Consider the following 12,348-nt stretch of genomic DNA (forward strand, 5'->3'; position numbering starts at 1 on the left):
CATCTGAGTGGATAATAGATATCTACTCAAACAGAAATTGGATAGAGGTGTTTGATCGAGAAGCTCTCATTATGTTTGGGGTTAAAAGAATATCAAGGAACGAGATAAATGGAGCTTGAAACGCCTTTTTGTATTGATATTTTGTGCTTATACTTTAATTATTTCGTATAAGTTAACTGAAGGACTAAAAAGGTAATAGGCAAATCAAACTTTGAAGACATTTACTGGTGCTGATAAAGCTTTTTTTGCAGTTATATATGCACTGTTTTATTGATTTTTTGACTAACAATATTGACCTGTTTACCTATCACAAGTAAAGTTTGGTCTATATTAAAGCTCTAAAAGTTATGTAAATCTCATTAGGAGAGAAGGAAGGACTGAAATTAAAAAAATCTGGGGTTGTCTGAGTTTTAAGCTTTTGATATATCCTAACTTTGATTTCGACTGCTATACATCTGTTTGATAACTAGAAAATAATTAGACATCTCCAGTAATAAAAAATAAAACCAATTATCCCACAGAAATTATCAATTCTTTCCGCCTACTCCCTATTCCCTAATCCCTCTTTTCCGGAGATGTCTATTGGAAAAACCTGGGGTTGTCTGAGTTTTAAGCTTTTGATGTGTCCTAACTTTGATTTCGACTGCTATATATCTGTTTCATAGCTAGAAAATAAATTGCCAAAATAAATGCTATTTTACCAGTACTAAGTAACTTGTTTCTCATCAATATACAATTTACCCAAATTTTTCCTTCTGAATAAAAACCTGATTCCTCAATTTTTTTTATCCTCTATTTTTATAAAATTTTTTAGCTGTCAATGAAGAAGTGATATAAACTTATTTATGTTTTTTCTGAATGACGACTTTTTCTAGAGTTTGTAGCAGTTTTGTACCCATACCTTGCTATATAAATTTTGTAGCAACAAATAAACTATAAATTTCTGCTTTGTCGACATGAATAAACCCAAAAGTAACGATTATCTTGGCCTAAGTTGCCACAAAAATCATCTATTATCGGAATCTTAACAATGCTTTTCTTCTAATTAAAGATTCTATTTATTGAGTTTTATAGTCTTTATAGCAAATTCATTTATAAGTTACATAAAATAATATCTCGATCAGGGTTGACCATAGATCGAGATAGACAAGTTAATAAATTTCATAATTCTGTGCCACCTCACATAAAATTAAGTGGTGTAACACCATTTATCAAAAGTCCTACTACGCTCATAACCTTGATTTTGCCAACTTATAAAGCAACTTCTATTCCTCCATTCTTGAGCGATCGCTACCAACAAAATGAACAAATTTCATCCTACTTAGGTAAGGCCAAAAAATCACCTTCACCATCATCATAACTATTAAATACTCCCCACTAAATTCAAGAAATTCAACTACCCTTGCTGAAAAAAAAGAGAATTAACTCCAAATATTTTTTTCTTTTCTATCCTGGATGGGTAGAGACTTGAAATTTTAATTATTCAGTAATTCATTTCGTCATTTAGTCAGAACAAATCATCAAACATTTTATGATTTTCCTGTCAAAAAATATATTATCGTTATCTATCCAACTACTTATTGATGATTTTTATTCAAAAAATTCCTCCGATAATTTAGCCTTGATTTTATTCCTTCATTCTTGAGCGATCGCTACCAACAAAATGAACAAATTTCACCCTACCTAGCTAAGGCCAAAAAATCACCTTCACCATCATCATAACTATTAAATACTCCCCACTAAATTCAAGAAATTCAACTACCCTTGCTGAAAAAAAAGAGAATTAACTCCAAATATTTTTGTTCTTTATTTAGTCAGAACAAATCATCAAACAGAGATATTACCGTTATCTATCCAACTACTTATTGATGATTTTTACTCAAAAAATTCCTCCGATAATTTAGCCTTGATTTTATTCCTTCATTCTTGAGCGATCGCTACCAACAAAATGAACAAATTTCATCCTATCCAGGCAAGGTCAAAAAATCACCATCACCATCATCATAACTATTAAATACTCCCCACTAACTTCAATAAATTCAGCAATAAATAAATAGTAGTTAAAAATTTAAGCCCAGCAAAGTTTGCCGTCATTGATATAACACTAAAAATTAGTTACTCTTACTGATTTTCAGAATTAATACGATTCATTTCCCAAGTAGTATAAGTACCAATTGGACTCCAAAATATATAAGGTAATAATAATATTCCAGCCCAACTATTAATTTGCCAGACAGTCAAAATTAGTATCAGATTTAATACAAAACCCGTTCCTCCAATAATTGTTCCTACCTTCAAATTTTGCATCCAAAACATCACAGGTGTATAGGCTATTGTCACAATTTCTAACAATAAATATAATGCCATTAATAACCAAGTTTTTTTAGTTCCTGGCTCCTGTTCCCAGATAATATATGCAGACCAAGCACCACAAATAAAAATTATCGTCCAAATGCTAGGAATTGCTCTTTCAAAAGTTAACCAATTAGGTCGTTGTAGATGTCTAAACCATTGGATACCTCTAGACGGCGTAAAAATACTACTACTGAATGCTATTAAGAAAGTAACCGCACCAATTATCATCCAAGATTTAATCATTTTTTTTATAGTTTATAATTCATAGCAATACAAAATCAAATTATCAGTATTCAGTATCTAGCTAGTTATAGTTTTTCTATTTTAGCCTTGATATTTTACTAAAGTTTGGGAGCCCTAACCAAGGAAGCATTAAGCCAGAGTCTAAGCTTTTATCTAATCAATTACTATTTTTAGGAATCCTAAATCATTCATAGTAATTTGATTGTTCTCAGTTCCCTCAAAGTCTAAAATCTTTCACAAATTGAAGAAGATTGCTATCTTCAATAAGATTGCTATCTTGATCAGAATAACACTCTATTCCTACTATTTATGAGGAGTATTAGGTTTAACAAAAGATGCAATCTAAACTCAAAAAACTCTGATGTAAAACCCACCCCCATAACAGTAAACTATTGCTAAACAAATTAACTAACCAAGTCGATGATTTTGTTCTAGTTCAATACTAGATTCATTCTCATTATCTTTAGGAACAAGAAAATTACCATTTTGAGGCTGTAAAACAGCTTTAATTGTTTTCAGAAAACGATTTGATGAAACTTTACCATTAAGTCTTTGACGCTCTTTTACCTTCTTAATAAGATGTCGCATTACAGATACATCTAATTCATCTATAAAATGGTCAGCTATTTTTTCTCCCATTAAATCAATTGCCTCAGAATACTGCTTTTTTAACATCTCTATGGCTGCATACTCTTCATTATTAATTTCCTCTGAAGTCTTATTTATTGCATCATAATCATTACAAACAAAATTTTCTGTTCCTTGATGTTTTTTTGCCGAATTACTTACATTTGTATAAATATTATTTTCCATCATATTTTCACCATTTTCCTGAGTAAACTTTTGTGTTGGAATTTGACGACGATCTATAAAACTTTGATAATCGATAATACTCATGCCAAGATTATAAATATGATGATGTACATGATCTATTAGATCCACTTCATCTGGATTGTAGTAACCACGATTATTGTCAATACCATGTAATTGTGCCCAACGTTTTAGAGTTATTTCATCGTCTAAATTGTATCTCTCTAACATTTGACTGGTAGTTAGCTCGCTTTGTGGTGTTACTTTAAAATCACTCATTAATTAATTCTCCTTAACATTATTTGATTCCTGTATATTATAGATTTTATATTAGCATCAAATATCGATTTCAACTATAATAGCTGGATTGCCACAAAAAAATAAATTAGTTTGATAGAACTTTATAAATACTCTTGAAAATAATAATTAAGCTTAATTAATTTACCAGATTAATCTTAGACAAAAAGTATAGAACCTCACATCTATGACTAAGGAAGAAGTAAGAGGGAAGTAGGAAGAAGTAATAAACAAATTTTGAAGAAGGCAGAAGGCAGGAGGGAAAATTAGACCAGGATCTCTTCTAAACGTCACTTCGTATCTTATAACCCCAACCAATTTTAAGCACCCCCCTTTCAACAATTAATAATTAATTATTAATTATTAACAATTACCTCTCCTTGAAAAGGATAGCATTGACGCGGTAGGGAAAATTTTTTCTTTTTTATCCTTTAAAGAAGAGGCTTTAAACCTTAATTATTCCGCAAGGCAAGGTATTAAACCCATGATAGAAAAGATCAAAGAAGAAAAAGCAATCGAAATAGGTTGCTTATAGGATTAGATAAGTTCTTTTTATGCCTAATTTACAGTCTTTTTTTTGTAGGATTCTTTTTTGAAATTGATATAACATATAGATAGTGTTTATAGATGAGTTGTAGATATTAGGCTATAATTTATTCCTACTAAAAACTCTCTTGATTCACGGTCACTATTCTTCATAATCTCTCAAAAAATTAATTTTCTGTTTATAACATGTGGAAACACTTTAACATCATCTATAATTAAAAACTAAGCCTTTTACTGCTAGAAGTATTACTATGCCTGTATACGATTATTTTTGTCCAACTAATCAGCAAAAACTGGAAGTTTGGCACAGTATAAATGAAAATATTACAACCTGGGGCCAGTTATGCAAATTAGCTAAATGTGATATCGGTGACATACCAGAAGATACCCCTGTTAAACGTATGATTAGTGCCCCTAGAGTAATAGTAGAAACCGGCATCAGCGATTTAAAAAGTCAAGGATTTAGTAAATTAGTAAAAAGAGACCAAGGAGTCTATGAAAATATAACAGCAACAGGTGATGAAAATCGCATAGTAAATATCAATGACCATAGTACCTATCCAAATTTTAAGCAAAAACTAGGAGACTAAGAGCTGATTTATCAAGTAAATATTAAGAGGCTGAATTTCTTACAGGACAAAGGTTTTACCGATTGTAGGCCAGCAAAGTAGAAATTTATGAGACCTAGATTGCATAAGAGTTTTCCTGCGGAATGCTGCGCAAACAGCTCAGTTAATAAATCAGCTCTAAATATCACAAATAAAGTTTTCTAATTTTTTACTCCTATAATTTTCTCCAAAAATTATAAAATAATTGTTTATTAAATCAACAAGCTGCTGCTCTTATAAAAATTTTGATGGTTGCTTAAGGTTAGGTCGATGGAAGCTATTAAACTCCGCACCTCCCAGTTAGAGCCAGAGGTGCCCATTTCTGTGCATCTGGCTCCCGACAATCTGTACTCTATGGGGGGGCATAGGTATCATTGCTTCATGTGAATGTACTGATGACAACTCCGGTGGACAGCTACTAGATTCTCGTTTTTCCAGTTGTTGTGATTGCCATCCACATGATGTAGTTCGACCTTTTCATCATCTGCAATTTTTAGTTTGCAATATTCACATTTATGGTTTTGCTTTTTCAAGGCTCTTGCTGTATGTCCGTCATATAGATTTGAGTTTCTTTTGCTCCAATATATGATGTTGCCATCGAAGGGAGTCTTGTTTCCTTTTACCATAACGTGGCTGTTTTCACAGTATCCTGGGTTGGGGAAAGCTTGATCTATCAATTTCTTACATGAGTTTCTATTTTGGTTTTTCTCTTTGTTGAATACTTTGTATGGTCTATGAGCTATATGGTATAAAGAGAATTTTGTTCCGCTTAAGCAAACTCATAACGCTATTTTAATAGCAGTTTCTCAGCCTCAAGGTAAGTTTTAAATTAATCCCGAACGCTATATTTTTCAGGGAAAATATAATTTAATTATTATAGCTTTGAGAGAAATCAAATTATAAATTTGATTATTTTAAGCCATTGCTTTTAATTGTTTTTAGCATTAATAGCGGTCGGCGAAAAATAGCTAATATCATATCTCTTTAAATAGGGTTTGCTGAAAAAGTCTTATGGGTGAGGGCTCAGTACAGGACAAAAGTTGTCAAAAGGGTGAGAGAGAAGATTTGATGGAAATTACCACAACTTCAACAAACCCTCATGGAACAGATTAACCAACTTCGAGCCAAATTGCGACCCCATCTGGGATGGCATGGGGCAAGACTGTCCTTCGTTGCCATGTTCTTCATAGCCCTGTTTCGAGCCAAAACAGTAAACCTGGCTGAATTAGCGATTGTGTGTGGAGGAGAGGTAGAAACTCAGTCCCATGACAAACGGATGCAACGATTCTTCCGCTCATTTGAGGTAGATATGGCACAAATCGCCCAGATGCTGGTTAAACTAGCAGGGATACCTCAACCCTGGGTGCTGAGTCTTGACCGCACGAACTGGTCTTTTGGCACAACCCACTTCAATATCTTAATGTTGGGTGTAGTCCATGAGGGGATTGCTTTTCCCTTGTTATGGACTTTGCTCGACAAGGGGGGCAATAGCAACAGTGATGAACGGATGGATTTACTTGAGCGCTTTGAAGCTCTGTTTCCTGATGCAGCGATCGCCTACCTCACCGCCGACCGTGAGTTCATTGGCAAAGAATGGTTGTCTTATCTATTGATGGACAAGGCAATTCCCTTTCGGATTCGTATACGTCAAACTGACTTGATTTGTTCGGGGGCGGGGCAATCACCTGTGGCCGGGTCTCGCTGCTTTGCTTGTTTGTCTGTGGGGGAAACTCGTGTTCTTTCCGGTCGCCATTGGGTTTGGGGTCGCCCAGTCTATGTGATTGGCACTCGCCTACAACCGACTCAAAAAGGTGATGATGACTTTCTGATTCTGGTGACCAATCATTGTCCTCAACAGGCTTGATCCGACTATGGCCGTCCTTGGGGTATTGAGACTCTCTTCGCTGCTCTCAAGACTAGAGGCTTTTGCCTTGAATCTACTCATTTCACTGATACCCGCCGTCTCAGTAAACTTTTAGCTCTGCTGGCGATCGCCTTTGTGTGGGCAATGAAGACAGGTCTGTGGCAACATACACTTCAACCCATTCCACTCAAATCCCATCGACGACGAGCCAAGAGTCTGTTTCGTCTAGGCTTTGATTATCTGCGCTCTATTTTCACTAATCTTGACCACAAATTTGACGCTTTTCTCGACTCACTCCACTTTTTGTCCTGTACTTAGGGGTGAGGGTAGGAGGACTGAGTCAGGAGGACCGAGTCAGGAGAAATGGGAATTATAAAGGAGGTAGGAGGAAGAATAGTTCCTTGATTTTTCTGCGCAACTATGCGCCTAAAATGCTAATTTTTTGAACCTAAGCGACCTAAAAGCTGGGACTTTTTCAACTAAAAAATGCTAATACCTTTCTTTATATGTAAATGCTTTTAGATTTAATCAGCAAACCCTAAATAACCACTTCGGAAAAATTTAGGGAGTAGGGAGCAGGGAACAATAGGAAATTTGTTTGCTCCCCATGACAAATGGAAAAAATATTCTCTCTCAAGAGAAGAACATTTTTATTATGGCTAATTAATGAGACTTGATATAATAACTTACTACAGCAATCCTGAATAGGTCAAAACCAAATAAAAAATACAGCAGATTTCATATAAGTTAAGGTGCACCAATGCTGAGCAAGATTCCTGCATTAAAAAAGTATTATTATTAATGTCTTTAACTTTATATATAACGCTACACATTAAGGTTTTTGACATCAATAGAAGCTGAAACCCTTTTTATTTCCCTATTGCCTATTGCCTATTGCCTGTTGCCTTACGCGTAGCGCTATACTTGCAATTTACTGTAAATGGAAATAATTGCCATATTTTAAGAATTAATAACTTAAAACTTAACAGCTTTTTCTGGTGTAGCTAAAAACTCTCGCAAGCGAACTAAACTAAAAGTCTGACCTAAATTTAGAGGCAACATAGATATTCCTTCTAAACGAGATTGTATCCAACCATCTCCCCAATACCACTCGTGAAATCCATCAATACCTTGACTAAGTAACAACCTCAAACAATTTGACCCTACTACATCAACATAATGTTTAATTTCTATTAGGCCAACCATACTTTTAAACTCTAAACCCTGAGACAATTTTTCTGGTAGTCCAGGAGAAAAGCGTTGAGGCCACAACCATGTTTGTAACTGAGATGAACATAGTAAACTCTCTCTGATCGTAGCTTCAGTAGCTTCAATCTCAATCCGCAAATGGCTTTTTTGGAAAGTACCTAACATAATAATATAGTAATATAATATTTGAATTTATACTTGGTATCTCTTTCTCAAACAAAAATAGAAAATTACAACCATCTAGGTTAACATTATTTCCCTATAATTAGGGATGAGTGAAGCCAAAATTTGCTGCGAATTTACTTATTTTTATAATTTATTACTAGATATTTTAGCAATAAATTATTTCTAAAGATAATATTCATCGTAAGTTTTATAACTGAAGAATATTATCTATAATATATCATTATATCTAACAACTTAGACTAACACAATAAGCATAAAACTAATACAAAAACTAGGGCCTAAATTATGTATAACCATTACTTACATCTATAATAAATATCTGACAAACTTAACAGGAATATTCCAACAGAGTTATGATAAAGACAATTAGAATTATTAAGAAATGTAAGGACTTCAATGGCAGATCGACTAATTAGAGCGACAGCAGCAGAAGGTGGCATTCGTGCTGTTGGTGTAATTACCACCCGCTTAACTGAAGAAGCAAGACAACGACATAAACTTTCTTGGGTGGCCTCTGCTGCTCTTGGTCGCACAATGGCTGCTGGACTATTATTAGCTTCTAGTATGAAAACTCCCGAATCAAGAGTCAACATTCGTGTCCAAGGCAATGGTCCTTTAGGAGGAGTTCTTGTTGATGCAGGACTAGATGGAACAGTAAGAGGCTATGTAGATAACCCTACAATTGAGCTGTCACCAAATCAAATCGGCAAATTGGACGTAGGAAAAGCTGTAGGCAATCAAGGTTTCTTGTATATAGTAAGAGATATAGGTTATGGCTACCCATACTCCAGTACAGTAGAGTTAGTATCTGGAGAAATTGGAGATGATATTGCTCATTACTTAATTATATCAGAACAAACACCATCCGCTTTAGTGCTAGGAGTATTTGTAGATACAGAGGGTATACAAGCAGCAGGAGGACTTTTGTTACAAGTTATGCCCAAAGCAGCTATAGATGAAGAATTAGTTCAAACCTTAGAATCTCGTATAGCTTCCTTATCAGGTTTCACTCCATTACTTAGAGCTGGCAAAACGTTACCAGAAATTTTTCAACAACTTTTGGGGGACATGGGGTTAAATATATTTCCTGAAAGTCAAATAGTTCGTTTTCACTGTGGTTGCTCTTTTGAAAAAGTTTTAGGAGCCTTAAAAATGTTTGGCGTTGATGAACTAAAAGATATGATTGAAAAAGACAATGGTGCCCAGGCAGTCTGTGAATTTTGTGGAGAAGTATATCAAGCTAGTAAACAAGACCTGATACAACTAATTGAGGACTTACAACAACCCTTCACAGAAATTCCTGTTGGACAACTACATAAATCATCTTCATAAGTTTATTCTAAGAATTCAGAACACATAGAAATTGATCGTTGTCTTCTGAATTCATAGCTTTATAGAACCAATTTGATACCTTGGTCACAAGAATAAGGGAGGCGTAGGTTCGGCAATGAAAATCAAATGTGAGGGCTAATTTTTCTGTAAAAATTGATGCTTCAGATAATTACGAAAGATAATTACGAATAATAATTATAAATTTATAAATGTTAAATAGGATACATGTTAAATAGGTTTCATATTATTAAATATGGGTTTTCCATATTAGCGATAAAACTAAGTTTTTGTTTTCATTTTTTCAACTGAAAAACTTGTAAAACCTCCTGGTATTAATTGTTTTCTCAAACAATTAATTTTCTGTTCATATTGAGGTTGCATCTTTTCCCAAAATAGTGTACAAATATAAACCGCAGATAATTGAAGCCTAAATTTAATATTTTAGATAAAGGCTTACCCACAGGCTAAACCAACCGGAAAGTCATTAAGCATGAAATATATCTGTTGCTTGCTGTTCGGGATAAGTAGTGTATATGAATGAAAAATACAAAACAATAGACCGTATACGGACACTACGCCAGATGAAGCAAAAAAAACAAACCCAATGGCAACTACCTGAACGTAGGAAAAACCGCGAAGAAAGACTGCAGCAACTTAGATCCAATGGCAGTCAGATACAAACATACAAACATCCGGCCAAACCTTCCACTCTGCAAAAATATTCAGTTTCTCCAATAGAAAAAACTAAGCAAAAAAGCCCAAAATCTGCAAACAATACTTGGCCGATAAAATGGCTATTTTGGATAGCACTATTGGTAATAGTTCCAGCTGGGGCAGGTATAACAGCCATATCAGCCTTATTCAAATTACCTTCTCAGGCAGATTGTGAAGCAAGTTACTGGCCAACCGCATCAGCAAGCAAACGTCTTTATTGTGCTCAGATATTAGCTACTTCTCCCACAGTAGATAGTTTACTTCAAGCAATTAATTTGGTAGATGTTTTATCAAATGACCATCCAATGCGTCCAAATATTGATGTTTACATTGAACAATGGTCTGAAAAAATATTGTCCCTGGGAGATTTAGCTTTTCAAGATGGAAAATTAGAAGAAGCTATTAAAATTGCCCAAAAAGTACCTCAGAAAGTTTCAGCTTATCCAGTTGTCAAAGAACAGATTCAAAATTGGCAACAAACTTGGACTAAAGCTGAAACAACTTATAAGAAAGCTCAAGAACATCTGCGTCAGGAAGAATGGAATCAAGCTTCCATGGAAGCTTCTCGTCTACTGTCAGTACCAAATGTACATTGGGAAACGAAAAAATACCAGGAACTAATTAACGACATCAAAAGAACTCGCCAAGAAGGTGGCAAATTAAACCAAGCACGAGAGATTGGCCAACAAGGTGGACTAGATAATCTCACCAATGCTGTCAAAAAAGCTCAAGCAATTGGGAAAAATAGCTATCTCTATCAGACCGCTCAAAAGTTGATACTAAATTTGGGCGAACAAATAGCAGATATAGCCTTAGTAGAACTAAATGAAGGAAATTGGCAAGAAGCACTCAAGATAGTTAATAAAGTTCCAGAAAATGATGTCCTAGAGGAAAAAGTAAAAGATATAGAATTATTAGCTCGTGCCCATTCTCCAGCTAATCTGGGTACAATAGTGGGACTAGAAGATGCTATTGCTCAAGCTCAAAAACTCAAAACTGAACGACCTCTTTACAGCAAAGCTCAACAGTTAATTAGTATTTGGCAACAAGAAATTGCAGATGTCAAGATTATAGAAGAAGGAAAAAAACTAGCCCAACCAGGAGGAATTAGCGATTTGAAAGCAGCGATCGCTAAATTGCAGACTGTTCCTCCTTATAACCCCCGTGGACAAGAAGCAACTACTTTGATAGGAAATTGGAGTAGACAACTACAGCAACAAGAAGACCGGCCTTATTTGGAAAAAGCAGAAAAATTAGCAAGTTTTGGCGATATTAGTTCTATACAAGCTGCCATTGATGAAGCAAGTCAAATTGGTAGGGGCAGAACTCTATATGAGGAAGCTCAACAGAAAATCCAAAGGTGGACACAAAGAGTTCAACGTTCTCAAGATCAACCAATTCTTGATAATGCAGAACGCCTAGCATCCTCAGGTAATTTAGAACAGGCAATTATTACAGCACAACAGATTCAACAAGGAAGGGTTCTATATCCCCAAGCTAACTCCAAAATACAACAGTGGCAATCTCAAAAAGAGGCAAAAGAAAGTTTAGAGAATGCTCGTCAAGCAGCAGCAGTAGGTACGGTAGATGGTTATGCTCAAGCTATCAGTTTAGCACAGAAAGTACCCACTTACAGTTCTAGGCAATTGGAAGCTTCCCAGTTGATTAATCAATGGGGTCAACAAATTTTATCGATCGCTATGGACGAAGTTAATCAAAATGTACCACTAGCTATTGAGATTGCTAGAAAAATCCCGGTAAATAGTGTTGCTTATAACTCAGCTCAGAGTCAAATTAGAATTTGGCAAACCTGGCTGAATCCAACTCCAGAATATCAGACTCCAACTCCAGAAGCTGTAGAGTATCAAACTATACCTATACCTCCAGACCAATCTCAACAATTGAGAGAAGAAAATCAAAAGACCATAACAGATGAGAGAGGTAAACCCCTAATATCTGCACCAAAGTTTATGAATAATAATTAACACGGAGGAAGTTCGAGAGCTTGGTAACGCCCTCAATTTAGGCGCGGGGGCGGAAAAACGAACGGCGGTTTCAACCCCCCTTAATCAGGCAGGGCTAATTCATTGTCGCCAGAGAAAAATATTGAGGAGTACAATGATTGGTGTCAAGTATTGAGTGAAGCCAAATATTCTCTATTTAGGGCTTAGATAGAAATGAACT

General features: G+C 35.0%; 8 protein-coding genes and 1 pseudogene. 5 read left to right on the forward strand and 4 right to left on the reverse strand.

Annotation, left to right across the window (positions count from 1 at the left end):
• The first annotated feature begins 1,126 nt into the window (after positions 1–1,126).
• Positions 1,127–1,360 (forward strand): hypothetical protein, encoded by a 234-nt coding sequence (locus tag F6K06_RS18085; RefSeq protein ID WP_124144058.1) that lies wholly within the window; start codon positions 1,127–1,129, stop codon positions 1,358–1,360.
• Between the two features lie 761 nt (positions 1,361–2,121).
• Here the strand turns inward: F6K06_RS18085 and F6K06_RS18090 are convergent.
• Both F6K06_RS18090 and F6K06_RS18095 read right to left on the reverse strand, forming a co-directional pair.
• The gene (locus tag F6K06_RS18090) at positions 2,122–2,598 is read right to left on the reverse strand and encodes a TspO/MBR family protein (protein WP_124144059.1); all 477 of its coding nucleotides are present in this window, start codon (positions 2,596–2,598) and stop codon (positions 2,122–2,124) included.
• A gap of 408 nt (positions 2,599–3,006) precedes the next feature.
• Positions 3,007–3,687, reverse strand: a complete 681-nt coding sequence (locus F6K06_RS18095; protein ID WP_124144060.1) for a hypothetical protein — start codon at positions 3,685–3,687, stop codon at positions 3,007–3,009.
• Positions 3,688–4,502: 815 nt separating this feature from the next.
• Between F6K06_RS18095 and F6K06_RS18100 the strand changes: the two genes are divergently transcribed.
• Entirely contained in the window at positions 4,503–4,841 is a 339-nt protein-coding gene (locus F6K06_RS18100; protein ID WP_287242515.1) for a zinc ribbon domain-containing protein, read from the forward strand.
• Between the two features lie 389 nt (positions 4,842–5,230).
• Here the strand turns inward: F6K06_RS18100 and F6K06_RS18105 are convergent, their stop codons facing one another.
• Positions 5,231–5,485 (reverse strand): HNH endonuclease, encoded by a 255-nt coding sequence (locus F6K06_RS18105; RefSeq protein ID WP_287242517.1) that lies wholly within the window; start codon positions 5,483–5,485, stop codon positions 5,231–5,233.
• A 473-nt stretch (positions 5,486–5,958) separates the two neighbouring features.
• Between F6K06_RS18105 and F6K06_RS18110 the strand changes: the two are divergent.
• A pseudogene (locus tag F6K06_RS18110) lies at positions 5,959–7,041 on the forward strand (IS4 family transposase).
• 657 nt (positions 7,042–7,698) lie between these two features.
• On the opposite strand, the gene F6K06_RS18115 reads toward F6K06_RS18110, so the two are convergent.
• Positions 7,699–8,097 (reverse strand): hypothetical protein, encoded by a 399-nt coding sequence (locus F6K06_RS18115; protein WP_287242519.1) that lies wholly within the window; start codon positions 8,095–8,097, stop codon positions 7,699–7,701.
• A 417-nt stretch (positions 8,098–8,514) separates the two neighbouring features.
• On the opposite strand from F6K06_RS18115, the gene hslO reads away from it, so the two are divergent.
• Positions 8,515–9,450, forward strand: coding sequence for an Hsp33 family molecular chaperone HslO (hslO, locus tag F6K06_RS18120; protein ID WP_287242520.1), 936 nt, complete (start codon positions 8,515–8,517; stop codon positions 9,448–9,450).
• 533 nt (positions 9,451–9,983) lie between these two features.
• Positions 9,984–12,149: a hypothetical protein gene (locus tag F6K06_RS18125; RefSeq protein WP_124144066.1), complete on the forward strand. Its 2,166-nt coding sequence runs from the start codon at positions 9,984–9,986 to the stop codon at positions 12,147–12,149.
• Positions 12,150–12,348 lie beyond the last annotated feature (199 nt).

Source organism: Okeania sp. SIO1H4, assembly GCF_010672695.1.
GTDB classification, from domain to species: Bacteria; Cyanobacteriota; Cyanobacteriia; order Cyanobacteriales; family Microcoleaceae; genus Okeania; species Okeania hirsuta.